Genomic DNA, 25,530 nt, shown 5'->3' with positions numbered 1-25,530 from the left:
AAAAGATCATTTCCCTCATTTCCAAGTAATAATGTCCTATTTTTCTTAAAGAGCACAATATGTTTAGTGCCCTCCAACTCTTCTGACGAAAATAGACAGATTATACAAAACAAAAATATATTAATTTAGCGAAGGCGGTAACTTATTTCCTGAAATAATACCAGACGCCAACGACTATTTGACACTCTGTCTGGCATTTAACGACATCATATATACCCGTCATCTTTCAAGTTGCCTCTTTGTTGGCTGCACTTACTCACCCCGGTCACATCGTCCTCTATGCTCCCGGGAATTCGCTCCTTTGCCGTCGCGATCCATCTTGAAATCTATAAAGGTATAGATACCGGGACCCGATCTGCCAATGCGCACAATAATTCATAGCCAATCGTTCCGGAAATCTCGGCCACATCATCCACCGGCAAATTTTGCCCCCACAATTCAACAGGACTGCCAATTTGGGCCTGCGGACAAGGCGTTAAATCCACCGACAACATATCCATTGATACTGTACCTAATACTTGGGTCCTAACACCATCGACAATAATCGGCGTCCCCGTCATTGCACGACGGGGATAACCATCAGCATAGCCACAGGCAACTGTGCCAACTCGCATAGGACCTGATGCTGTATATTCACTGCCATAACCAATTTTGTCTCCTGCTTTGAGATTCTGAATGGCAATAATTTCACTTTTCAGGCTCATCACTGCTTTCAATCCAATATCGGCAATATCTTTCCACTTTCCACTCGGTGAAGCACCATACAACACAATACCGGGACGTACCCAATCTCTATGAGTTTGTGGATACCACAAAGAAGCGGCTGAATTAGCCAGACATTGAGAAATATCCAATCCATGACCGACCGAATTAATAACGTGAAGTTGTTCAGCAACGCTAATCTCTTTATTATCCTTATCCGCATTAGCAAAATGTGACATTAATGTTATTTGCCCAATTTGCCGGATACGCTTTGCCGATGATAAAACCGTTCTATATTGATCCGCAGGAAATCCCAATCGATTCATACCGCTATTGAGTTTGAGATAAATATCGATTGGCTTACTTAAATTGGCCATCTCTATTGCTTTTAGTTGCCAATAACTATGCACTACGGTTATTAACCGATACTCATCAATTATCGACAAATCTTCGGGTTTAAAAAATCCTTCCAATAGCAAGATTGGCCCCTGCCACCCCCGTTCCCGTAATAAAATCGCCTCATTAAAATCAAGTAAAGCAAATCCATCAGCCTGATCGAGATCCTGCCATATACGACTCAAACCATGCCCATAAGCATTTGCCTTAACAACAGCCCAGATCTTACTATTACCGACCTTATTACGAATAATCGCCAGATTATTTTCTAACGCATCAAGATGAATCGTTGCCGAAATCGGACGTGGCATATTCTATTAGCCTCTCAGTTCAGTGTGTAATTGATGGCTAAATGGTGCCAATTTTGTATTAAAACCATTAATATAACGAAATACTGATAAATCATCAAATGCAATGGCGGGCTTTTTACCCGAAATAATATCAGCCAATAATTGACTGGAACCACATGCCATTGTCCATCCCAATGTACCATGCCCTGTATTTAGGTAGAGATTATGATATTCAGTCGGGCCAACTATTGGGGTACCGTCTGGTGTCATTGGACGTAATCCTGTCCAAAAGTGGCTCTGAGTAATATCGCCTCCACCTGGATAAAGGTCTTGCACCACCATTTTCAATGTTTCATAGCGTGCTTTAAGTAGCTCCAAATTGAAACCTACAACTTCTGCCATTCCACCCACACGAATACGGTTATCAAACCGGGTAATCGCAATTTTGTATGTTTCATCCAATGCAGTAGATACCGGAGCTCGTTCTGCATCGACAATAGGCATAGTTAATGAATAACCTTTCAATGGATATACTGGAATTTTGACAAGACCTTTTAGCAATCCGGTGGAATAGGCTCCCATAGCAACAACATAGCTGTCTGCTGTCATAACGCCATCTTCACACTGGACACCGGTAATTCGATCTCCTTCCACCAATAACTGTTTGACCTGTTTATTAAACAGAAACGTTACACCCGCCGCTTCCGCCATTTTTGCCAACTCTTTGGTGAAAAGCTGGCAATCACCCGTTTCGTCGTTCGGTAATTGCAAGCCCCCTGTCAATTTGTGAGCGACATGCGCTAACGCCGGCTCTACTGTCGCCAATTTATCCGCCGTTAATAAATTGTAAGGAACACCTTCCTGCTCAAGAACAGCTATGTCATTCACGGCATTATCAAACTGCTTATGAGTACGAAATAACTGAAGCGTGCCACCTTGACGCCCTTCATACTGAATACCCGTATCTGCCCTCAACTGCCTGATACAGTCGCGACTGTACTCTGCCAGTCGTACCATCCGGCTTTTATTTATCGCATAGTGACTGGCATCGCAATTACGCAACATCTGCCACATCCAGCGTAACTGAAACAGCGATCCATCAGGACGAATAGCCAATGGAGCATGGCGTTGAAACATCCATTTAATGGCTTTCAATGGAATACCCGGCGCTCCCCACGGGGTCGCGTATCCCGGCGAGATCTGCCCGGCATTAGCGGCACTGGTTTCCTCAGCAGCACTTCCCTGACGATCAATGACAGTGACTTCATGACCTTGCTGTACCAAATACCAGGCACTGGTTACACCAATAACACCACTACCTAAAACAAGGATTTTCATCATAGCCCTCGGACGATTTAAAATTTTAAGCAAGCATAATATGCTGTTTATAAAAAACCAATATAGAACAATCATCGGTCACGTCAATAATCTACATTTATGATTTAGGTCACAATTAAATTACATTTACGTAACAGATTCATTTGTGACTCATACATAACCAAATTATAAAAATTAATATTAAAATCATAAAATTAAGATAATAATCACGATATGAACCGCATGCTAATTATTTCATATCAAGTCATTATTCTGAGTTTTTCAGCGAAAAAAACGAATCAATTAAACAACCACAAGATACCAATAACCATCAATTAATCGAAATAAAAATCCAAATAAAAGCCATAAATTCAGAATAATACTCTGAAATAGAGATATTAACGATTGGCTTGAGATTGAGTGAGAAAAAAGAAACAAAACACCCGATACAGAATGCTCCGTACCGGGCCAATTCAAAATAATTTTGATTTGAAACTAACTAGATCGGATAAGGCCAGAAATTAGGTAAAATACTAACGAGATATCAGCGACAATTCAGATAAATCATTTGGCATCGTACTTTGCATACTGTGCCAAATGACACCGCTCTCTTTACCATAGTTACGTACACATTCCATGACATTATCGTAGGATTTATCGCGGCATAATATCACCAGTTGCTGATAAAAATTCAGCGCCAATTTACGCGCCTCAGGATTAGAGAAGTAATAACGCCCTATACGGGTATATAGCCCTTTCAACCCATTGATAATAAGGCCGTAAATTGGATTACCTGAAGCAAAAGCCAGACCGCGGAAAATATCATAATCTAACGCACTAAATGACTCTGAGTTATCTTCCACCTGCTCTTTTTCTGCCAGTACTTCCAATGACTTACCCGGATTATGCCTAAAAGCTGTGCGAATAAATATCGCCGCAATATTCGTTCTTACCGCCAGTAGGTTATCAATCAATTCAGGAACGCGATCGTGATCAAGACGGGCCAGAGTCTCTAAGATATTAAGACCCGATGTTTCCCAAAAATTATTCACTTTTGTTGGTTTGCCATGCTGAATAGTTAACCATCCATCGCGTGCCAAACGTTGCAATACCTCACGCAGGGTGGTCCTTGTCACACCAATTAACTCAGATAATTCACGTTCTGCCGGAAGAATGGAGCCAGGAGGAAAACGGCCGTTCCATATACTCTCAATAATATACTCTTCCGCAAAACCTGCGGGACTTTGAGCCTTAATGACCATATTTTTGTTATTCCAACGTGATTTTTTCAACTAATAATAGATGAAATTATATCAGAATACGCAACTTCAATATAGCTATGTAGTCTAGAAAGCGTAAAGACGGTCATAAAAAAAGCGTACTCATGCTTAAACTATTCCTCATTTCCCTTAAAATATTCCGCTTTAAAGCGTATTATTGTTTAAAGAACACGATCTTACGAATTTAGAGGAACTTTAATTGCAATGGAAACCAATATCCTAAAAACAGCAGCAAAAAACTTTCTCGGCAACTCGCCAGATTGGTATAAGCTAGCTATCATCATCTTTCTCATCACCAACCCATTGATATTTTTCTTTATTAACCCATTTGTCGCAGGCTGGCTGCTTGTTATTGAATTTATCTTTACTTTAGCAATGGCACTTAAATGTTACCCGTTACAACCGGGTGGCCTGTTGGCAATTGAAGCGGTCATCATCGGCATGACCTCGCCTCAACAAGTTGGTCATGAAATTGCTAATAATTTGGAAGTCATCCTGTTGCTGATATTTATGGTGGCGGGAATTTACTTTATGAAGCAATTACTCTTATTCGCTTTCACTAAACTCCTGCTCTCCATAAAATCTAAGCGTATGCTTGCCTTGGCATTTTGTCTGGCTAGCGCATTTCTATCAGCATTTCTTGATGCCCTGACAGTTATTGCAGTGGTTATTAGTGTCTCCCTTGGCTTCTATTCCATCTACAACAACTTTATTACCGATCAACATGATGTAATTAATTCTAAACATGACAATCACATTGACACAGCAAAAAAGAAACAAACTCTCGAACAATTTCGTGCTTTTTTACGCAGTCTGATGATGCATGCCGGTTTAGGTACTGCCCTCGGCGGCGTGATGACAATGGTAGGAGAACCACAAAATCTGATTATCGCCAAAAACGTTAATTGGGATTTTGTCACCTTCTTTATGCGCATGGCTCCGGTTACCTTACCTGTCTTTATTTGCGGGCTGTTAGTCTGTTTTCTGGTCGAACACTTTAAGCTGTTCGGTTATGGTGCAGAATTGCCAGAACGTGTCCGACAGGTATTAGAAGATTATGATAAAAAAACCAGCGCAAAACGAACACCTAAAGAAAAAGCGCAACTTATTGCTCAAGCGTTGATAGGTATATGGCTCATTGTTGCGCTGGCATTTCATCTGGCAGAAGTTGGTCTGATCGGCCTTTCAGTTATCATTCTAACCACGTCGTTCTGCGGTATTACCGAAGAACATGCACTGGGTAAAGCATTTGAAGAGGCACTACCATTCACGGCATTACTGACTGTATTTTTTTCTATCGTTGCAGTCATCGTTGACCAGCAACTGTTTACGCCATTTATTCAGTTCGTATTACAGGTTTCTGAAACTTCTCAACTTTCCCTGTTCTATCTGTTTAACGGCCTGCTTTCATCAGTATCAGATAACGTGTTTGTCGGTACGGTTTATATCAATGAAGCGAGAGCCGCTCTGCAAGAGGGGCTAATTTCACATAAACAATTTGAATATCTGGCTGTTGCGATTAATACCGGCACTAACCTGCCTTCCGTTGCAACACCTAATGGACAAGCCGCATTTTTGTTCCTGTTGACTTCGGCATTATCGCCATTAATTCGTTTATCTTATGGCCGCATGGTGATCATGGCATTGCCTTATACCATTGTCATGACGCTGGTCGGTTTGCTGTGTGTAGAATTTCTGCTAATTCCCGTCACTGACATGATGGTTCATTGGGGCTTAATTGCTTTACCATAACCGGCAATAATTCATTTTATCGCATTAATCAACCAATACCGTATTGAGCAATGATAACGCTCAGTACGGTATTATTTTTCCGCGAAAAAGCTAGATTTACCTTAATTGACTTTTTTTGTTAGCTGTAAGTCGGCAAAATAGGCGCTCAATTATTTATCTTAATCTGCATGGAAAAACGGAAATGATGCGATTTTTACACCACTGTTCTCAAGGACGAAGCGCATGGCTGTTAATGACCTTGACGGCCCTGATACTGGAAGGCTCGGCATTATACTTTCAGCATGTGATGAAATTACAACCCTGCGTGATGTGTATTTATGAACGTGTTGCTCTGTTTGGTGTATTAGGTGCCGGGGTATTGGGTACAATCGCACCAAAAACGCCGTTACGCTGGCTGGCTATTATTTTGTGGATCTACAGTGCCTGGAGTGGCCTGCAACTCGCATGGGAACATACAATGATACTGTTGCACCCTTCTCCATTTAATACCTGTGATTTCTTCGTCAACTTCCCTGCATGGTTGGCGTTAAACCAATGGCTTCCTGCTGTATTCGAAGCTACAGGTGATTGTTCAGTAAGACAGTGGCAATTCCTGACATTAGAGATGCCACAATGGCTGGTCGGTATTTTTGCTGCTTACCTAGTTGCTGCTGTATTAGTATTAATCAGTCAATTTTTTAGCCGTAAATAATTTCCAACTTAGATAGTTGAAAATGATTGTCTGATGAATCAAATATACTCACAGAATCATGCCCAAGGCTCCTAATAACCGGATATCCGAACGGCATGTTCCTGCTCATATTAGTTGCTTGATTTCTATCTCACCTTTCAACTTGATGCACAAGAACCTTGCAATAACGCCCTTTCATCACAACGCTTACCATTTGCCAATTGGCAAACAGGTATTTGCGCACCATTTAATTGTATTGCTAATGCAGGCATACCACCGACATAAGAACAGATTGCTCTGGCATTATCCCTAAGAGCAACTTCCGGTTGAGAATTCTCCGGTTGAAAGTATTGTACCCCCTGATATTGGCTAGCTGTTTTCCCTGCCTGGCGACTACAACCAGCTAATACAGTAATACTAAAGAGTACTCCTAATAACACTGTCTGAAATCCTTTCTTATTACTGGCGTTTAACATATTTCTTCTCCAGAAAACGATTCAGGGAAAACAGAAGCACCGTTAATTGTTAATTAATGTGCACTGCTGTTAGAAAGCAGATTTATTACCATTACACCGGCAACAATAAGAGCCATACCTAAAATAGCCGCCCAATCCAGCTTCTGTTGATATAAAAATATCGCGGCAACAGAAACCAGCACAATACCCAAGCCAGACCATATGGCGTAAGCAATTCCTAATGGCACAACTTTGACCACCTGAGATAACCCCCAGAAAGCGATGCCGTATCCAACAATGACCAGTATAGAAGGGAATAATTTACTAAACCCATCGGAGGCTTTTAATGAAGCCGTTGCGATAACCTCAGCAACAATTGCCATTGCTAAATATGCAAATCCATTCATATCCTTACTCTCTATAGTAGAAACAACAAATCGACCAATATTAATAGACAAAAACGGATTGAATTTATCACAAACGCTTTAAGGTGTAACGTAACAAAATTGATATATTTCGTTCCTTAAATCCAATTCAAACCTTATTTATCCCCGCTTAAGAGGTACCGCTCAGGCAGGAAAATCGTTGAACAGATTTTACAGAGAATATGGAAAAGTGCTAACGATAGGTTCCAGCTTTGAGATTTAGATCAGAATCATTCGCATGACCCCCTTTAGGATTTCTAAGAGAGCATAGCGCGGTAGAATTAAAAACGTGTACATTTATAAGCTAAAAATAATCTTATCATTTGATTAAACCATGATGATGACGAAACGATAAGGAAGTTATGTTGCCTAACGTCGAGTCAACATATGTTGCTCTTGGAGCGGCAATTGAAGGATTAGCTGCTGGAATTTACATGGCGGGTGATTATAGTACTTACTTTTAAAAACACGCTTAGCTATTAAATGAAAACTAAGCGTATAAACTGTATTTATCAATAAACCATCTCATCCCAAATGCAATATCCTGATGTTCCCGCCATATGATGCCGACAAGTAATATTAACATACTGAACTGAAATAACTTCCTCCGGCTGGCCGTTATTATCATTAATAACATGTGGACAATTAACATTTAAATCACAAATTTTTGCCCCGGTGAGCAAGATGGAATAAAAAAGTTCCTGTGATCCTATTTGAGAAGTCCGATAAATATCAAATGTCAACTCCAGTCTTTCATGATTAGCTGCCGCTATCATTAACAATGGGGAAGATTTATCTAATAGTTTAATGAAGTTTACCGGCTGATAATTAACATTTTGAGCAACTGTCAGACCATGATTGAATTGCAACACCATAATTTGATTTTCATGTCCATGCTGATACCGATTACCAATAGAATCTAAAGTCGAACATCCTTGAGAAATAAGCCCCTGAGATTCACCTTTTATCGTCACATAAATCATATTTGCCATAGCTATACCTACTTAATTTACCTTATATTCTGCCTCTCATTCTGAGTTATTTCCCTTTGATTTCAATAAAATAATTGTAATTTTCATAAGAAAATTGTAACAAATTGTTAATTACCTTATATAAATGTAAATATTGAAGACTCGTAGTCAGACCAAATATATAAACAAATTACGCTCACTATTGCTATCCTTTAGCAAAGAAAAAACCGCAAATTAATCAATATCAACCGACAAAATCAGATTGAATTTATACATCACCTACTCCCTATAAATTCTCATTCTGTAGAGATTAGAAACCCATTTATTATATGTTGAAAATAATCCGATTATCTGATTAAGTTATGCCCATGAAGCTACCAAAAAGTTATGTTTCCTAACGTTGGGCCAGCATGTTAGCAGCTACTACGGGAACAAATAGAGTATTTATGAAAAGAAACATACAACCCGGTTTCTGTGTTGTACAGCAACCCGGAGGATTGAGCTTTCAAGCAAGTCTGTTATTCAGCCATTCAAATAGCGAAGCGGCCCGCTATTTTATGGAATTAAATTCAAATTACCGATTCCTGAAACCGGGACAAATTCTGCTGGTGGCAGATCCAGACTCTTATAATCCCCCGCATCTCATACAGCTATTGAAACAATCTCAGTATGAAGTCAACCAATCCGTTTCAGCTCTGCCTAATGAATATGCTGAGTTTTTGCATCGTCATTTTGGCCTGTTTCACTATGTACTGGATCAGGGAGGAACCTTAGTTGGTACCGCATCATCAATGGGTGACACTTATTTTTCCCAAATCAAAAAAAATCTGTCAAAGTTACAGAAGCTTTATCAAAAAGAATATCGGTTAAATGGGCTAAACCGAAAATTTATCAGTACCGAGTTTTATGTAGAAAGACAACTGAATTATGGGTAACTTAAAGAGATTATTAAATAAAGTTGGCCGACTCTCTTTGAAAATCGACCAACATCCTAATTTAAAACACGCGCTAAAGTTATCAACCAAAGCCATTGCTCACCAATGGGATAAAGCAGGGATTGGCGCAATAAAGGGATATAGTCAAACAATTTTACAAAGTGAAAAAATGATTAAATGGATGAAATATGGTGGCCGGGTTGCCATTGGTCTGGATTTTGTTGATACCACCGGGCAGGTTATTGATGCCTGTAATTATGGGCAAGCAGGAAAATGTGAAAAAGTGACAATTAAGGAATATAGTAAATTTGTTGGTAGAACGGGTGGTGGGATAATCGGAGGAACTTATAGCAGTATGGCGGCAGGTACAGCATGTGTTGCTCTTGGAGCTGCAACAGGAGGTTTAGTTGCCGGACTTTACATGGTTGGTGGTGGTTTAGCTGGTGGTGCTATAAGTAGTTATGGATTAGAGAAGGCTATGGGATTTTTCGCAGATCTATTTATAGAGCATTTATTATGAACATATTAGACCTAATAACCATCATTTTCGTTATTTCCGTTATTTTTCTCTTCTTTTTTTTCATTATATCAATAACTATTTACAAAATAAACCAAAGTAAAATGGATAAAATTATTGAATCATATATAGGAAAAGGACTTTATTTATCAGCAGGCGTAAAGTTGGGCCGTTTTTTAGGTGTTTATGGTCAGTATCAGGTTGCGATATTTTTCTATATGCTACTCACTGGAAGAAGAATGAGAATCAATGAAAAGGATAGCAAATATATGTATCAAGAATCTTATAACTTTATTCAAAACCTACCTTCCAGTTTAACTCATTGGATAAAGATATATTTCATCACCATTAATATAAGTGGTGTATTCTTCTTCATAACAATGATAACATTTCTATTTATAGAATACGCTTAACTATACTGGACATTCAATGAGGTTTTAATATGAATAGAGTTACTTTTATCATCTTGGTTATTTCTTATATCTCTTTCAATCTTTTTCTCATTATATCAATAGCCATTTACAAAATAAATCAAAAAAAGATGGATAAAATTATTGATTTATATATGGAAAAAGGTTTTTGCTTATCATCAGCAGCATACATTGGTCATTCTATGGGTATTCATGGTCAGATTCATCCTGCCGTATTTTTCTATAAGTTATTAACAGGGAAAAGAATAAGGATAAATGAGCCTGGTAGTAAATATATGCCACAAGAATCTTATGATTTCATTCAAAACTTACCCTCCAATTTGACCCACTGGATAAAAATATATTTCATCACCATTAATATAAGTTTTATATCCTTCTTTATATCAACAGTAACGGCTTTACGTCATAAATACTCTTATATTTTTAACTGAATTCAACTTAAAATACGCACTAAAATTCGGAGATCAAATTAAGAATAAAAATGAAAAATGTAATGGGTAAATCTGCTATTGAGTATTTTTTAGATATGAATATACACAGAGTAATTCCTCTTGTTGTTATTATCTCTTAATCAGTTTATTATCTTTCGCTATTGGAATAGTATTTCTTACATATGATAAATATATCTTACCGTTTTTTAATTAAGAATTTTTTAGAAGAACACGTAGCCAGGAAGGCTATAGGTAACTATGGATTTGAGAAAACTGCGGAATTTACTGTAGATTTTTTATAGGAAATTAACTATGATCATATTAGATTTGATAATGACAATATGTCTTTTCTTATCTCTTTTATTTTTGGTTATATCAATAGCCATTTATAAAATAAATCAAAAAAAGATGGATAAAATTATTGAATTATATATAGAAGAAGGACTTTATTTACCAACAGGCATAATAATACAACGCTTCGGAAGGATGCGTGATCAGATTCACGTCGTTTTGTTCTTCTACATGCTGTTAACTGGAAAAAAAATGAAGATAAATCAGCCTGATAGTAAATACATGCACCAAGAATCTTATTACTTTATTCAAAATCTACCCTTCAGTTTAACGCATTGGATGAAAATATGTATCATTATCACTTATATAGGTGCGGCATTTGCTCTCATATCAACAATAATAATCTTAATTCAAAAGTATTATTAATCGTGCTAAATGGATATGTGTGACTGTCGGCAGTGTCGTAGGTGGAGCTGCCGGAAGCACAGAAGAAAATTTTTTAACCGATAAAATAGTAAGTGAATAATATGAATATCTTAATTAATACAGTTAACTTTATCATGCTTTCTTTATTTTTAGTTAGTATGTTTTTGTTACTATTTTTATTCGCTTTTTATGGAATAAATAAAAAATCCTTCGAAGAAATCAGAGACGAATATATACAAAATGGTTTTTTCATACCACAAATTATATATGTAATATCGTTTTCTGGCTTTTATGGTAGTTATTATCTATCATGTTTCTTCTACCAGGCAATAACTAGAAGAAAGACTATAATATCTCGTACTCTTATAGGTAATTCTATACCACAAGAAGCATATGAGTTCACAAAGAGTATACCTAAAAAACTTGCCTCAATAATGATTATCTATTATTATTTATTTTCCACTGCTATATTTTCATTCATCTTAAGTAGTATACTTATCTTGTTATACAAATGTTTAACGAATACATAAAGCCAATAGGAAATTAACATGAACAGATTAACCCTTATCATTATGATTATCCTTTATCTTTTATTTCTTGTTTTTTTAGTTGTGTCAATCATTATTTACAAAATAAATCAGAGTAAGATGGATGAAATTATTGAATCATATATAGGAAAAGGACTTTATTTATCAGCAGGCGTAAAGCTAGGTCGTTTTTTAGGTGTTTATGGTCAATTTCAAGTTGCTATGTTCTTTTACCAATTACTAATTGGAAAAAGAATGAGAATCAATGAAAAGAATAGTAAATATATGTATAAAGAGTCCTACGACTTTATCCAGAAATTACCGAAAAATATGACAAACTGGTTAAAACCCTATATTTTAACCACCTCTATCAGCATATTATCCTTCTCTATTGGAATGATATTTGTTTTATATTTAAAATACACCTGAAAGACTAAAAATTTATATTTAATATTAATAATAGCAGAGTAAAACACATCATTTTTTTATTTCGCATATTTCATTATCTATTTTTATGATTATATTTATAGTCATTTTCAAAATAAATAAAAAAACAGATAAAATCATTGAATTATACACAAAAACTGTACTATATATGTCAGGACGAGCAAAAATGAGCTATTTTTAATTAAGATTTTTTTAGGAAAACACTTAGCTAGCTATGCTATGGATTAGAGAAGACTATGGGATTTTTCGCAGATCTATTTATAGAGCATTTATTATGAAAATATTAGACCTAATAACCATCATTTCCGTTATTTTTCTCTTCTTTTTTTTCATTATATCAATAACTATTTACAAAACAAACCAAAGTAAAATGGATAAAATTATTGAATCATATATAGGAAAAGGACTTTATTTATCAGCAGGCGTAAAGTTGGGCCGTTTTTTGGGTGTTTATGGTCAGTATCAGGTTGCGATATTTTTCTATATGCTACTCACTGGAAGAAGAATGAGAATCAATGAAAAGGATAGCAAATATATGTATCAAGAATCTTATAACCTTATTCAAAGCTTATCTCCCAAATTAATTCACTAAATAAAATTATATTTCATTACCATTAATATGGTATGGGCATTCTTCTTTATATCAATGGCGATGTAGTTACTTTTAAAAACACGCTTAGCTATTAAATGAAAACTAAGCGTATAAATTGTATTTATCAATAAACCATCTCATCCCAAATGCAATATCCTGATGTTCCCGCCATATGATGCCGACAAGTAATATTAACATACTGAACTGAAATAACTTCTTCCGGCTGGCCGTTATTATCATTAATAACATGCGGACAATTAACATTTAAATCACAAATCTTTGCCCCGGTGAGCAATATGGAATAAAAAAGTTCCTGTGAACCTATTTGAGAAGTCCGATAAATATCAAATGTCAACTCCAGTCTTTCATGATTAGCTGCCGCTATCATTAACAATGGGGAAGATTTATCTAATAGTTTAATGAAGTTTACTGGCTGATAATTAACATTCTGAGCAACTGTCAAACCATGATTGAATTGCAACACCATAATTTGATTTTCATGTCCATGCTGATACCGATTACCAATAGAATCTAAAGTCGAACATCCTTGAGAAATAAGCCCCTGAGATTCACCTTTTATCGTCACATAAATCATATTTGCCATAGCTACACCTACTTAATTTACCTTATATTCTGCCTCTCATTCTGAGTTATTTCCCTTTGATTTCAATAGAATAATTGTAATTTTCATAAGAAAATTGTAACAAATTGTTAATTACCTTATATAAATGTAAATATTGAAGACTCGTAGTCAGACCAAATATATAAACAAATTACGCTCACTATTACTATCCTTTAGCAAAGAAAAAACCGCAAATTAATCAATATCAACCGACAAAATCAGATTCAATTTACACATCACCGACTCCCTATAAATTCTCACTCTGTAGAGATTAAAAACCCATTTATTACATGTTGAAAATAATCCGATTATCTGATTAAGTTATGCCCATGAAGCTATCAAAAAGTTATGTTGCCTAACGTTGGGCCAGCATGTTAGCAGCTACTACGGGAACAAATAGAGTATTTATGAAAAGAAACATACAACCCGGTTTCTGTGTTGTACAGCAACCCGGAGGATTGAGCTTTCAAGCAAGTCTGTTATTCAGCCATTCAAATAGCGAAGCGGCCCGCTATTTTATGGAATTAAATTCAAATTACCGATTCCTGAAACCGGGGCAAATTCTGCTGGTGGCAGATCCAGACTCTTATAATCCCCCACATCTCATACAGCTATTGAAACAATCTCAGTATGAAGTCAACCAATCCGTTTCAGCTCTGCCTGGTGAATCCGCAGCATTTTTGCATCGTCATTTTGGCCTATTTCACTATGTACTGGATCAGGGAGGAACCTTAGTTGGCACCGCATCATCAATGGGTGACACTTATTTCTCCCAAATCAAAAAAAATCTGTCAAAGTTACAGAAGCTTTATGAAAAAGAATATCGGTTAAATGGGCTAAACCGAAAATTTATCAGTCACGAGTTTTATATAGAAAGACAGTTGATTATGGGTAACTTAAAGGGATTATTAAATAAATTTGGCCGACTCTCTTTGAAAATCGACCAACATCCTAATTTAAAACATGCGTTAAAGTTATCAACCAAAGCCATTGCTCACCAATGGGATAAAGCAGGGATTGGCGCGATAAAGGGATATAGTCATATAATCACCCGCAGTGCTAAAATGGTTAAATGGATGAAATATGGCGGCCGAGTTGCTATTGGTCTGGATTTTATCGATACCACCGGGCAGGTTATTGATGCCTGTAATTATGGACAAACAGGACAATGTGAAAAAGTAGCTATCAAAGAATATAGTAAATTTTCTGGTCGGACAAGCCTGGGCTTTTGGGGAGGATATTACGGCGGAATTGCAGCAGGCACAGCATGTGTTGCTCTTGGAGCTGTAACTGATGGCTTAACTGCCGGACTTTGCATAATGGGCGGCGGTCTTGCTGGTGGTTATGCCGGTAGTAAAGGTGGAGAATGGCTCTTTGAACTTATTGTTGAATCTTCAATGGGACTTTAATATGAATAGAATAACTTTTATCATCTTGGTTATTTCTTTTATCTCTTCTAACATTTTTCTTATTATATCAATAGCCATTTACAAAATAAATCAAAAAAAGATGAATCAAATTATTGAATTATATATGGAAAAAGGTTTTTGCTTATCAACAGCAGCATACATGGGTCATTTGATGGGTATTCGTGGTCAGATTTATCCTGCCATATTTTTCTATAAACTATTGACAGGAAAAAGAATAAGAATAAATAGACCTGATAGTAAATATATGCCTAAAGAATCTTATAATTTCATTCAAAATTTACCCTCCAATTTAACCCACTGGATAAAGATATATTTTATCACCATTAATATAGGTGGTATGTTCTTCTTCATAATAATGATAACATTTCTATTTAGAGAATATTTTTAACTATACTGGACATTCAATGGGATTTTAATATGAATAGAGTCATTTTTATCATTTTACTTATTTCTTGCTCTTCTTTTATTGGTTTTTTCATTATATCAGCAGCTATTTACAAAATAAATCAAAAAAAGATGGATAAAATTATTGAATTATATATAGAAGAAGGACTTTATTTACCAACAGGCATAATAATACAACGCTTCGGAAGGATGCGTGATCAGATTCACGTCGTTTTGTTCTTCTACAGGCTGTTAACTGGAAAAAAAATGAAGATAAATCAGCCTGACAGTAAATATATGCACCAAGAATCTTATAACTTTATTCAAAGTCTACCCTCCAGTTTAACGCATTGGATGAAAATATGTATCATTACCACTTATATAGGTGCAGCATTTTCTCTCATACCAACAATAATAATCTTAATTCCAAAACATTATTCATTGTGCTAAATGGATATGTGTGGCTGTCGGCAGTGTAGTAGGTGGAGTTGCCGGAAGCAAAGCAGGAGATTTCTTAATCGATAAAATAGTAAGTGAATAATATGAATATCTTAATTAACACAGTTAACTTTATCATGCTTTCTTTATTTTTAGTTAGTATGTTTTTGTTATTATCTTTATTCGTTCTTTATGGAATAAATAAAAAATCCTTCACAGAGATCAGAGATGAATATATACAAAATGGTTTTTTCATACCACAAATTATATATGTAATATCGTTTTCTGGCTTTTATGGCAGTTATTATCTATCATGTTTCTTCTACCAGACAATAACTAGAAAAAAGACTATAATATCTCGTGCTCTTATAGGTAACTCCATACCGCAAGAAGCATATGAATTCGCAAAGAGTATACCTAAAAAACTTGCCTCAATAATGATTATCTATTATTATTTATTTTCTACTGCTATATTCTCATTCATCTTAAGTAGTATACTTATCTTGTTATATAAGTGTTTAACGAATACATAAAGGCAATAGGAAATTAACATGAACAGATCAACTATTGTCATCATGCTTATTTTTTATATTTTATTTATTATTCTCTTAGTTGTATCAATAGCTATTTATAAAATAAACCAAAAAAAGATGGATGAAATTATTGAATTATATATAGGAAAAGGACTTTGTTTATCAACAGGCGTAAATATTGGTCGTTTCCTAGGTGTTTATGGTCAGTTTCAGGTTGCTACGTTTTTCTACATGTTGTTAACTGGAAAAAGAATGAGGATAAATAGACCTGATAGTAAATATATGCCCCAAGAATCTTATGATTTCATTCAAAACTTACCCTCCAATTTGACCCACTGGATAAAAATATATTTCATTACCATCAATATAGGTGGGATATTCCTCTTTATATCAATGGCAATGTTCTTATTTGAAAAATACGCTTAACCATACTAAACACTCAATGGAATTTTAATATGAACAGAGTCACTTTCATCATCTTGGTTATTTCTTATACCTCTTTCAATCTTTTTCTCATTATATCAATAGCCATTTACAAAATAAATCAAAAAAAGATGGATAAAATTATTGATTTATATATGGAAAAAGGTTTTTGCTTATCATCAGCAGCATACATTGGTCATTCTATGGGTATTCGTGGTCAAATTCATCCTGCCGTATTTTTCTATAAGTTATTGACAGGAAAAAGAATAAGAATAAATGAGCCTGGTAGTAAATATATGCCCCAAGAATCTTATGATTTCATTCAAAATTTACCCTCCAATTTAACCCACTGGATAAAAATATATTTCATCACTATCAATATAAGCCTTGTATCCTTGTCTATATCAATGGCAATATACCTGCTTGAAAAATACGCTTAACCATACTAGATATTCAATGGGATTTTAATATGAATAGAATCACTTTTATCATCTTAGTTATTTCTTTTATCTCTTCTAACATTTTTCTTATTATATCAATAGCCATTTACAAAATAAATCAAAAAAAGATGAATCAAATTATTGAATTATATATAGAAGAAGGACTTTATTTACCAACAGGAATAATAATACAACGCTTCGGAAGGATGCGTGATCAGATTCACGTCGTTTTGTTCTTCTACAGGCTGTTAACTGGAAAAAAAATGAAGATAAATCAGCCTGATAGTAAATATATGCACCAAGAATCTTATAACTTTATTCAAAATCTACCCTCCAGTTTAACGCATTGGATGAAAATATGTACCATTACCACTTATATAGGCACAGCATTTTTTCTCATATCAACAATAATAATCTTAATTCAAAAGTATTATTAATCGTGCTAAACCTAATATCAATAGCTATTTACAAGATAAATCAGCGCAACATCAATAAAACCATTGAATTATACACAGAATCTGTACTATATATGTCAGGACGAGCAAAAATGAGCTATTTTTAATTAAGATTTTTTTAGGAAAACACTTAGCTAGCTATGCTATGGATTAGAGAGGACTATGGGATTTTTCGCGGATATATTTATAGAGCATTTTTTATGAGCATATTAGACCTAATAACCATCATTTCCGTTATTTTTCTCTTCTTTTTTTTCATTATATCAATAACTATTTACAAAATAAACCAAAGTAAAATGGATAAAATTATTGAATCATATATAGGAAAAGGACTTTATTTATCAGCAGGCGTAAAGTTGGGCCGTTTTTTGGGTGTTTATGGTCAGTATCAGGTTGCGATATTTTTCTATATGCTACTCACTGGAAGAAGAATGAGAATCAATGAAAAGGATAGCAAATATATGTATCAAGAATCTTATGACTTTATTCAAAGTTTACCTTCCAGTTTAACTCATTGGATAAAAATATATTTCATCACCATTAATATAAGTGGTGTATTCTTCTTCATAACAATGATAACATTTCTATTTAGAGAATACGCTTGACTATACTGGACATTCAATGAGATTTTAATATGAACAGAGTCACTTTTATTATTTTACTTATTTCTTGCTTTTCTTTTATTGGTTTTTTCATTATATCAGCAGTTATTTACAAAATAAATCAAAAAAAGATGGATAAAATTATTGATTTATATATGGAAAAAGGATTTTGTTTATCATCAGGAGCATACATTGGGCATTTTATGGGTATTCACGGTCAGATTCATCCTGCCGTATTTTTCTATAAGTTATTAACGGGGAAAAGAATAAGAATAAATAGACCTGATAGTAAGTATATGCCCCAAGAATCTTATGACTTTATTCAAAATCTACCCTCCAGTTTAACGCATTGGATGAAAACATGTATCATTACCACTTATATAGGTGGAGCATTATTTTTTACAGCAACAATAATAGTCTTAATTCAAAAACATTATTCATTGTACTAAATCAAGAGGATCAATATAAATAACAGTCAGACCATGATTAAATTGCAGCACTGCAATCTGATTTTCATCTCCATTCTGACACCGGCTACCAATAGAATCCAGAGTATGCGCACTCTTCATCTTCGACAACAGAAAAAACCATCAATTGATTAGCATTAACAGGTAAAAATAAGCGGAATCTATCACAAACTCTTTTAAGGTGTAAGGTCATAAAAATGGTATACTCCACCGCCTAAATCCCATTTAAACATTATCTACAGAGTGTCCGTGGTGGATCAGAAACAACAATATAACCTGAACAAATTACAGAAGCGTTTACGCCGTGATGTCGGTCAAGCAATCGCTGATTTCAATATGATTGAGGAAGGCGATCGCATTATGGTCTGCCTTTCTGGTGGTAAAGACAGCTATACCCTGCTCTCTATCCTGCAAAATCTGCAAAAAAGTGCTCCGGTTAATTTTTCACTTGTTGCAGTTAATCTGGATCAGAAACAACCCGGTTTTCCTGAGCATATTCTTCCCGCTTATCTGGATGAACTGGGTGTCGAATATAAAATTGTCGAAGAAAACACTTATGGCATAGTGAAAGAAAAAATACCCGAAGGTAAAACAACTTGTTCACTCTGCTCCCGTCTGCGCCGTGGCATTTTATATCGCACAGCCACTGAGTTGGGCGCAACGAAAATTGCATTAGGCCATCACCGCGATGATATTTTGCAAACCCTATTTCTCAATATGTTTTATGGCGGCAAACTAAAAGGTATGCCGCCAAAGTTGATGAGTGATGATGGTAAACATGTTGTTATTCGCCCTCTCGCTTATTGCCGTGAGAAAGATATTGAGCGCTATGCAACCGCCAAAGCATTCCCGATCATTCCTTGTAATCTCTGTGGTTCACAACCCAACCTGCAACGTCAGGTTATCAAGGATATGTTACGGGAATGGGATAAGCGTTATCCGGGCAGAATTGAAACTATGTTTCGTGCGGTACAAAATGTCGTTCCATCGCATCTCAGCGATTTTAATCTATTCGATTTCAAAAATATCACTCACGGCAGCGAAGTGATTGATGGTGGTGATCTCGCCTTTGACCGCGAAGAATTACCAATACAACCCGCCAGTGATATGGAAGATCAACCCGATTATCAATCAGAACGATTGGATGTTATTGAAGTCAAATAGTTATTCTTACTGCCTATCCCAATAGCAGGCTCTTAATCACACCGCTCTGGATATATTTCAGAGCGTTAATTTCTTATTCTCTTTCGCCTTGATTTTTATTTATTTTCCTACAACAACAATGAAAAATAAAAAAAGCCGACATTATAAAATAATATCGGCACAAGAATGGGCAATTATTCTGTATACCCGTCATCTTTCAAGTTGCCTCTTTGTTGGCTGCACTCTCTCACCCCGGTCACATAGTTATCTATGCTCCCGGGGATTCGTTCCCTTGCCGCCGCGATGCATCTTGAAATCCATTGGGTATATAAAGACTTATGTGAGAAAAACTACAATTACGGAGAACAACGTTCATCGCTTAACGTTGTTTTCACCTGCGAGAGCTATCATGCCTCAATGACGTCTGGTGAATATTGATATATCTCAAATTAAGAACTGATTTTCGTAACACTTTCCCACAGTCGTGTTTTATCTCTCCAAATATACCCGTTATCTTTCAAGTTGCCTCTTTGTTGGCCGCACTCGCTCACCCCGGTCACATAGTTACCTATGCTCCCGGGGATTCTCTCCCTTGCCGTCGCGATCCATCTTGAAATCCATTGGGTATAACTATTTAATTATCATAGCCATTTACTTCGCTTTAACCACCAAGCAACAAATATAATCAATCCCAATAACAGCAAACAAAAAATACTAAAACCTAGAGGGTTTTCATTACCAGGAATACCGCCAAGGTTGACACCAAATAACCCGGTCAGGAATGTTGTTGGTAAAAAAATCATTGCAAGTAATGACATAGTATAAGTACGACGGTTCATCGCATCCGCCATCATGGATGTAATTTCATCTGAAATAATCGCTGTGCGAGCAATGCAACCATCCAAATCATCCAATTCTCTTCCCAGGCGATCAGATATTTCCTGCATTCGGTAACGATCTTCATCACTCATCCAAAGTAATTTTTCACTCGCAAGCCGGGCAAATACATCTCTCTGAGGTGCCATATAACGACGCAGAATAATCAATTGCTTACGCAGCAAAGCTAACCCACCCCGCCCCGGTGTCCGTTGCTCAAGAATCATATTCTCAAGCTCAATAAGGTTGTCATGAAGATCTTCAATAAAATTACCCACTTCATCGGTTATTGCATCAACCATTTCAACCAACCAGTGCCCGGTCGTTTTCGCACCTATACCATTTTGTAAATCACTCACTACCTGTTCAAGCGAATGAACTTTACGATGACGACTGGAAATTACGATCTGAGAATTAATATAAATACGAAATGTTACCAGTTGATCGGGACGTTCACTTTTATTGCTATTAATTGTTCGCAGAGTAATCATCGTACCATCGCCGGTACGCACTATTTTCGGCCTAATACTCTCTCCTGCCAGCCCCTTTTTGACAGTTTCCGGCAACAAATCAGTGTCCATTATCCAGCGATAACTCTTGGAATTATGGTAATCCAAATGTTGCCAGAAAGGTTGAGCTGGTGTGGCTAATCCATTCATATCAATCGGCGTCATGCCGCCTTGACCATCAAACTGACAAGCATAGACTGCATCAGCCTCTTTCAATGATGCGCCATAAATGGTTTCCACATCCAGCTCCTTACTTAGTGCTTAATTATGTACATAGTATGACTATATGCCACATCTTCTGGATTGGTGATCGGGTATCCTTTTAACCACGGTTTTATCAACCTGCCGTTAGTGTACTGATAAATCGGTGCAATAGGTGCCTGTTCAGCAATCATTTGCTCCGCTTTGTTATAGTCATCGTTTCTTAAGTCATCATCTGTTCGCAAACTAGCAGATTGCAGTAATTTGTCATAATTTGCCTGATGGAATTTAGCAATATTGCCACTATGCGTTGAAGTTAGCAGGCTTAGAAATGTAGAAGGTTCATTATAATCACCCACCCAAGATGCACGAATAACATCAAAATCGCCCGTGTTACGGCTATCAATATACGTTTTCCATTCCTGATTCATCAAACTCACTTGCACCCCCAGTTTTTTCTTCCACATAGAGGCAATAGCAATCGCAATTTTCTGATGGTTTTCGGAATTATTATAGAGCAGAGAAAGTTTCAATGGATTGTTCGGCCCGTAACCAGCGGCTTGTAATAAAACCTTAGCCTGTTGGTCCAGTTCTGCCTGTGTATGTTGTTCCATGTCACTGAGCGCAGGATGGAAACCCGCCGTCACATCCGGCGTAAAATTCCAGGCAGGTTTCTCTCCTGTCCCCAAGACTTTTTCCGTAATGACTCTGCGGTCAATTGCCATAGAAAGCGCTTTACGCACTCTGGCATCATTAGTGGGTGCCCGTTGGGTGTTAAAAGCGTAATAATAGGTTCCTAACTGATCCGGCGTATAGACTTGCCCGGGTAATTCATGTTGCAATTTTTTATACATATTTTTCGGGAAGGATTCAGTGATATCCAAATCATCCGCCAGATAGCGTTTAGTCGCGTGTGATTCCTGATTAATGGGTACAAATGTGACTTTGGTCAGGACGGTTTTTTTATGATCCCAATAATAAGGGTTTGGTGCCAGAACGATTTTCTCATTAACAATTCGATCATGTAATTCGAAAGCGCCATTCCCCACCAAATGACCAACCTTTATCCACTCTTTCCCATATTTTTCTACTATTTTCTTATTTACCGGGTAGAGACTGAAATTCGCAGTCAGGTTGGGAAAATAAGGCACAGGCCGGTTTAGTGTCACCTTTAGGGTGTGTTTATCAATGGCCTCAACACCCAGTTTTGCCGGTAGCAGTTTGCCGTCAATAATTTCCTGGGCATTTTCAATACCTGCAAGTGCGGCAAACCAGGCAAAAGATGATGTATTAGCCGGAGTGACCAACCGCTGCCAACTATACACAAAATCTGTCGCAGTAACAGGCTCGCCATTTGACCAACGGGCATCAGAACGCAAGGTAAAAAACCACGTTTTGTTGTCTACCGTTTTCCACGTTATTGCTACGCCGGGAATGGCCTTGCCATACGCATCCTGATTCACTAACCCTTCAAACAGATCACGCTGAACTTGCGCTTCTGTCAGACCCACAGCATTCATCGGGTCTAAGGACGCCGGTTCGTCTTTTAGATGACGCACCAATTCCTGCTTGTCATTAAGCTGAGTACCAGCAGGAACTTCCGCAGCAAAAGCAGAAACGGTGATAAGAGAACTATTGATAAGTAGTGCACAAGAAATCAGATTCAAATAACGCATAAGGTAATAATCTGCCCTGTTATAAAATAAATATCCCAATATTAAATTATAAGCCATTGTCGAGATGACACAATCAGACAATTTTACTCTCACAAGTACTATTTTTGATGGGCAAGAGCCGAATATTCTTCTACACTGAGCAATCGTGGTTCATTTATCAGAGGAAGAAAACTATGACACAAACAGTAAAATTTCAAGGCAATGATATCTCCGTAAGCGGCCAGTTCCCAAAATCAGGGGAAAAAGCGCAAGATTTTACTCTGACAGCCAAAGATCTCTCCGATGTCTCTCTTAGCCACTATGCCGGAAAGCGTAAGGTGCTGAATATTTTCCCAAGTATCGATACCGGTGTTTGCGCGGCATCAGTGCGTAAATTTAATCAGGCAGCGAATGATTTGGAAAATACCGTCGTACTGTGTATTTCCGCCGATCTGCCTTTTGCTCAATCCCGTTTTTGTGGCGCGGAAGGGTTATCAAATGTTGTCATGCTCTCTACTCTGCGTGGCGGCACTTTCAGTGAAGATTATGGCGTTGCCATCAGCAACAGTCCTCTGAGTGGCCTCACAGCCCGTGCAGTTGTTGTGCTTGATGAAAGCGATAATGTGATTTATAGCCAACTGGTTGATGAAATCACTAATGAGCCAGATTACGATAGCGCACTGGCCGTACTGAAATAAATCCCGTGATTTATACCCTATGGATTTCAAGATGCATCGCGACGGCAAGGGAGTGAATCCCCGGGAGCATAGATAACGATGTGACCGGGGTGAGCGAGTGCAGCCAACAAAGAGGCAACTTGAAAGATGGCGGGAATATATAATGCCCACTTCCGGTGGGCATTAATTTATTCGTCATCATCTGGTTCATATTCAGTAGCATGTTTCCTGCTACTCAGACCATATTCTCTCAATTTATTGGCAATCGCAGTATGCGATACCCCAAGACGTTTAGCCAGTTTACGCGTGCTTGGATAGTGCCGATAAAGACGCGTCAACACTGAACGTTCAAAACGTTTACTGATTTCATCCAGCGAGCCGTTGAACACATCTTCACTAAAAGATACCTCTGTTTCAAACTCTGGCAGTTGTATATCCCGCGGCGTCAGCTCCATATTTTCGAGCTGAGTTAACGCTCGATAGATGGCATTTTGTAACTGCCTTACGTTACCGGGCCAACTGTAACTCGTCAGGAAATGAGGAAGCTCAGGAGACAATTTAGGTTTCAGTACCCCTTGTTCTTCAGAAAAGCGCTCAATAAAATACTCCACCAGCGGCATAATATCCGCTTTACGATCACGCAACGGAGGAAGTGTAATGGCCAACACATTAAGGCGATAATAGAGATCTTCGCGAAATTCCCCCCGCTGCACTAATTCAACCAGATTTTTTTGTGTAGCACAGATAACTCTGACATTCACTTTGACTTCGTTTTCTTCCCCTACTCGGCGAAAAGTCCCGTCATTTAGAAAACGCAGTAGCTTAATTTGCATCTGTGGCGACATTTCACCAATTTCATCCAGTAGAACTGTGCCGCCATTAGCCTGCTCAAAGAAACCTTTCTTTCCTTCAATCGCATTAGGATAAGCGCCGGCAGCATAACCAAACAGCTCACTTTCTACTACATCATCCGGCATCGATGCACAGTTCAACCCCAAAAAGGGTTGTTTTCCGCGTAAGCTGTGCAAATGACAAGCTTTTGCCAGAATATCTTTGCCCGTCCCTGTCTCGCCAATCAACAACAGTGGCGCATCCAGCATCGCCATTTTACGAGCCTGCTCAATAACTTGAGTCATCTTGGGGCTAACAGCGATAATTTTCTTAAACTCACTCCCATCATTAACAGTCAGTTTTTTCAGTTGATTCCCGATTCGGGCAGCAGATTTGAGCATAATCACCGTGCCAACACACTGCATTTTCTGCTTTTCATCCATCAGTTGGATGGGAGTAATATCCATCAGGTAGTCCAGACCTTTGAGAGTTATCCTTTCCACACGTTGTTGGATATTTTTATTTTCAAACCAACGTGAGAAGTTATAACCGCTGATAAACTGCCCAATAGGTTTTTGATAAGTTTGTTCCTCACTCACACCAAACAGCTTAAACACCGCAGAGTTAGCAAGCTCAATATTGCCTTTCAGATCAACTGAAAAAACAGGCTCAGGCAAGGACTCCAACAGTGCGCACATCGCTTTGTGTTCTCTTTCCGAAGGCATAAAAGAGACGGTACGAACATCAATAACACCATTAATACGGCGAATTTCCGCCATCAATTTACGAAATACATTGAAATCAACTGGTGAAAAATTAAGGTAAATCCGGCCGATTTGGGATATTTCTATCCCTTTTAAATCAATATTTTCTAATACCAGTAGATCGAGCAATTCACGGGTAAGCCCAATTCGATCATGGCAAATAACTTCTAAGCGCATCTGTTTTGACCTTATTTACACTAATACATATAATTTTTTAAAATACTA

At 37.2% G+C, this 25,530-nt stretch carries 30 protein-coding genes; 19 read left to right on the top strand and 11 right to left on the bottom strand.

Annotation, left to right across the window (positions count from 1 at the left end; genetic code table 11):
- Window positions 1-326: 326 nt before the first annotated feature.
- The 3 genes from dadX to fadR form a co-directional block, all read right to left on the bottom strand.
- On the bottom strand, window positions 327-1,409 hold the full coding sequence (dadX, locus tag EAE91_RS15530) for a catabolic alanine racemase DadX (protein WP_214089292.1): 1,083 nt from the start codon (window positions 1,407-1,409) through the stop codon (window positions 327-329).
- 6 nt (window positions 1,410-1,415) lie between these two features.
- Window positions 1,416-2,726, bottom strand: coding sequence for a D-amino acid dehydrogenase (locus tag EAE91_RS15525; protein WP_214089308.1), 1,311 nt, complete (start codon window positions 2,724-2,726; stop codon window positions 1,416-1,418).
- 512 nt (window positions 2,727-3,238) lie between these two features.
- On the bottom strand, window positions 3,239-3,967 hold the full coding sequence (gene fadR, locus EAE91_RS15520) for a fatty acid metabolism transcriptional regulator FadR (protein ID WP_214089291.1): 729 nt from the start codon (window positions 3,965-3,967) through the stop codon (window positions 3,239-3,241).
- 222 nt (window positions 3,968-4,189) lie between these two features.
- On the opposite strand from fadR, the gene nhaB reads away from it, so the two are divergent.
- Both nhaB and dsbB read left to right on the top strand, forming a co-directional pair.
- Window positions 4,190-5,737 (top strand): sodium/proton antiporter NhaB, encoded by a 1,548-nt coding sequence (gene nhaB, locus EAE91_RS15515; RefSeq protein WP_214089290.1) that lies wholly within the window; start codon window positions 4,190-4,192, stop codon window positions 5,735-5,737.
- 181 nt (window positions 5,738-5,918) lie between these two features.
- Window positions 5,919-6,428 (top strand): disulfide bond formation protein DsbB, encoded by a 510-nt coding sequence (gene dsbB / locus EAE91_RS15510; RefSeq protein WP_214089289.1) that lies wholly within the window; start codon window positions 5,919-5,921, stop codon window positions 6,426-6,428.
- Window positions 6,429-6,565: 137 nt separating this feature from the next.
- Here the strand turns inward: dsbB and EAE91_RS15505 are convergent, their stop codons facing one another.
- From EAE91_RS15505 to EAE91_RS15495, 3 genes are all read right to left on the bottom strand, one after another.
- Window positions 6,566-6,883 (bottom strand): putative hemolysin, encoded by a 318-nt coding sequence (locus EAE91_RS15505; protein ID WP_214089288.1) that lies wholly within the window; start codon window positions 6,881-6,883, stop codon window positions 6,566-6,568.
- 53 nt (window positions 6,884-6,936) lie between these two features.
- Complete coding sequence (locus EAE91_RS15500; RefSeq protein ID WP_214054479.1) at window positions 6,937-7,269, bottom strand: DMT family transporter; 333 nt, start codon at window positions 7,267-7,269, stop codon at window positions 6,937-6,939.
- Between the two features lie 530 nt (window positions 7,270-7,799).
- Window positions 7,800-8,279, bottom strand: coding sequence for an Hcp family type VI secretion system effector (locus EAE91_RS15495; protein ID WP_011146791.1), 480 nt, complete (start codon window positions 8,277-8,279; stop codon window positions 7,800-7,802).
- A 425-nt stretch (window positions 8,280-8,704) separates the two neighbouring features.
- Between EAE91_RS15495 and EAE91_RS15490 the strand changes: the two genes are divergently transcribed.
- From EAE91_RS15490 to EAE91_RS15460, 7 genes are all read left to right on the top strand, one after another.
- A complete protein-coding gene (locus EAE91_RS15490; protein ID WP_214089287.1) occupies window positions 8,705-9,193 on the top strand; it encodes a hypothetical protein in 489 nt (162 codons plus the stop codon).
- The gene (locus EAE91_RS15485; protein WP_214089286.1) at window positions 9,186-9,713 is read left to right on the top strand and encodes a hypothetical protein; all 528 of its coding nucleotides are present in this window, start codon (window positions 9,186-9,188) and stop codon (window positions 9,711-9,713) included. Before EAE91_RS15490 ends, EAE91_RS15485 begins: the two co-directional genes overlap by 8 nt.
- A 101-nt stretch (window positions 9,714-9,814) precedes the next feature.
- Window positions 9,815-10,123, top strand: a complete 309-nt coding sequence (locus EAE91_RS15480) for a hypothetical protein (RefSeq protein WP_244868871.1) — start codon at window positions 9,815-9,817, stop codon at window positions 10,121-10,123.
- Window positions 10,124-10,152: 29 nt separating this feature from the next.
- Window positions 10,153-10,572, top strand: coding sequence for a hypothetical protein (locus EAE91_RS15475; RefSeq protein WP_214089284.1), 420 nt, complete (start codon window positions 10,153-10,155; stop codon window positions 10,570-10,572).
- 312 nt (window positions 10,573-10,884) lie between these two features.
- A complete protein-coding gene (locus EAE91_RS15470; protein ID WP_214089283.1) occupies window positions 10,885-11,289 on the top strand; it encodes a hypothetical protein in 405 nt (134 codons plus the stop codon).
- Window positions 11,290-11,837: 548 nt separating this feature from the next.
- Window positions 11,838-12,245, top strand: coding sequence for a hypothetical protein (locus tag EAE91_RS15465; protein WP_214089282.1), 408 nt, complete (start codon window positions 11,838-11,840; stop codon window positions 12,243-12,245).
- Between the two features lie 292 nt (window positions 12,246-12,537).
- On the top strand, window positions 12,538-12,855 hold the full coding sequence (locus EAE91_RS15460; RefSeq protein WP_214089281.1) for a hypothetical protein: 318 nt from the start codon (window positions 12,538-12,540) through the stop codon (window positions 12,853-12,855).
- 124 nt (window positions 12,856-12,979) lie between these two features.
- Here EAE91_RS15460 and EAE91_RS15455 read toward each other — a convergent pair whose 3' ends face one another.
- Window positions 12,980-13,459 carry an Hcp family type VI secretion system effector gene (locus EAE91_RS15455; RefSeq protein ID WP_011146791.1) on the bottom strand — a complete coding sequence of 160 codons (480 nt, stop codon included), beginning with the start codon at window positions 13,457-13,459 and terminating at the stop codon, window positions 12,980-12,982.
- A gap of 425 nt (window positions 13,460-13,884) precedes the next feature.
- Here EAE91_RS15455 and EAE91_RS15450 point away from each other — a divergent pair, with 425 nt between their 5' ends.
- From EAE91_RS15450 to EAE91_RS15415, 8 genes are all read left to right on the top strand, one after another.
- On the top strand, window positions 13,885-14,886 hold the full coding sequence (locus EAE91_RS15450) for a hypothetical protein (protein WP_214089280.1): 1,002 nt from the start codon (window positions 13,885-13,887) through the stop codon (window positions 14,884-14,886).
- Between the two features lies 1 nt (window position 14,887).
- Complete coding sequence (locus EAE91_RS15445) at window positions 14,888-15,295, top strand: hypothetical protein (protein WP_065391538.1); 408 nt, start codon at window positions 14,888-14,890, stop codon at window positions 15,293-15,295.
- A 29-nt stretch (window positions 15,296-15,324) separates the two neighbouring features.
- A complete protein-coding gene (locus EAE91_RS15440; RefSeq protein ID WP_214089279.1) occupies window positions 15,325-15,741 on the top strand; it encodes a hypothetical protein in 417 nt (138 codons plus the stop codon).
- A gap of 539 nt (window positions 15,742-16,280) precedes the next feature.
- On the top strand, window positions 16,281-16,688 hold the full coding sequence (locus EAE91_RS15435; RefSeq protein ID WP_214054474.1) for a hypothetical protein: 408 nt from the start codon (window positions 16,281-16,283) through the stop codon (window positions 16,686-16,688).
- A 29-nt stretch (window positions 16,689-16,717) separates the two neighbouring features.
- Window positions 16,718-17,125: a hypothetical protein gene (locus EAE91_RS15430; protein ID WP_214089278.1), complete on the top strand. Its 408-nt coding sequence runs from the start codon at window positions 16,718-16,720 to the stop codon at window positions 17,123-17,125.
- Window positions 17,126-17,154: 29 nt separating this feature from the next.
- A complete protein-coding gene (locus tag EAE91_RS15425) occupies window positions 17,155-17,562 on the top strand; it encodes a hypothetical protein (protein ID WP_214089277.1) in 408 nt (135 codons plus the stop codon).
- A gap of 218 nt (window positions 17,563-17,780) precedes the next feature.
- Window positions 17,781-18,185 carry a hypothetical protein gene (locus EAE91_RS15420; protein ID WP_244868870.1) on the top strand — a complete coding sequence of 135 codons (405 nt, stop codon included), beginning with the start codon at window positions 17,781-17,783 and terminating at the stop codon, window positions 18,183-18,185.
- Between the two features lie 29 nt (window positions 18,186-18,214).
- Window positions 18,215-18,631 (top strand): hypothetical protein, encoded by a 417-nt coding sequence (locus tag EAE91_RS15415; protein WP_214089275.1) that lies wholly within the window; start codon window positions 18,215-18,217, stop codon window positions 18,629-18,631.
- On the opposite strand, the gene EAE91_RS15410 is transcribed toward EAE91_RS15415, so the two are convergent.
- Window positions 18,620-18,760 (bottom strand): hypothetical protein, encoded by a 141-nt coding sequence (locus EAE91_RS15410; RefSeq protein ID WP_214089274.1) that lies wholly within the window; start codon window positions 18,758-18,760, stop codon window positions 18,620-18,622. The genes EAE91_RS15415 and EAE91_RS15410 overlap by 12 nt on opposite strands.
- A gap of 123 nt (window positions 18,761-18,883) precedes the next feature.
- Here EAE91_RS15410 and ttcA point away from each other — a divergent pair, with 123 nt between their 5' ends.
- Window positions 18,884-19,813 (top strand): tRNA 2-thiocytidine(32) synthetase TtcA, encoded by a 930-nt coding sequence (ttcA, locus tag EAE91_RS15405; RefSeq protein WP_214054499.1) that lies wholly within the window; start codon window positions 18,884-18,886, stop codon window positions 19,811-19,813.
- A 620-nt stretch (window positions 19,814-20,433) separates the two neighbouring features.
- Here the strand turns inward: ttcA and zntB are convergent.
- Together zntB and EAE91_RS15395 are read right to left on the bottom strand one after the other, a co-directional pair.
- Window positions 20,434-21,417 (bottom strand): zinc transporter ZntB, encoded by a 984-nt coding sequence (gene zntB / locus EAE91_RS15400; RefSeq protein ID WP_214089273.1) that lies wholly within the window; start codon window positions 21,415-21,417, stop codon window positions 20,434-20,436.
- 14 nt (window positions 21,418-21,431) lie between these two features.
- A complete protein-coding gene (locus EAE91_RS15395; protein ID WP_214089272.1) occupies window positions 21,432-23,054 on the bottom strand; it encodes a peptide ABC transporter substrate-binding protein in 1,623 nt (540 codons plus the stop codon).
- A 173-nt stretch (window positions 23,055-23,227) separates the two neighbouring features.
- Between EAE91_RS15395 and tpx the strand changes: the two genes are divergently transcribed.
- Window positions 23,228-23,731, top strand: a complete 504-nt coding sequence (gene tpx / locus EAE91_RS15390) for a thiol peroxidase (protein WP_214089271.1) — start codon at window positions 23,228-23,230, stop codon at window positions 23,729-23,731.
- A gap of 167 nt (window positions 23,732-23,898) precedes the next feature.
- On the opposite strand, the gene tyrR is transcribed toward tpx, so the two are convergent.
- The gene (gene tyrR, locus EAE91_RS15385) at window positions 23,899-25,482 is read right to left on the bottom strand and encodes a transcriptional regulator TyrR (RefSeq protein ID WP_214089270.1); all 1,584 of its coding nucleotides are present in this window, start codon (window positions 25,480-25,482) and stop codon (window positions 23,899-23,901) included.
- Between the last annotated feature and the right edge of the window lie 48 nt (window positions 25,483-25,530).

Origin of the sequence: Photorhabdus noenieputensis (assembly GCF_018448935.1) — a bacterium.
Taxonomy (GTDB): domain Bacteria; phylum Pseudomonadota; class Gammaproteobacteria; order Enterobacterales; family Enterobacteriaceae; genus Photorhabdus; species Photorhabdus noenieputensis.
Note: the sequence above shows the minus strand (reverse complement) of the source record. Positions and strands in the feature narration are given on the sequence as shown.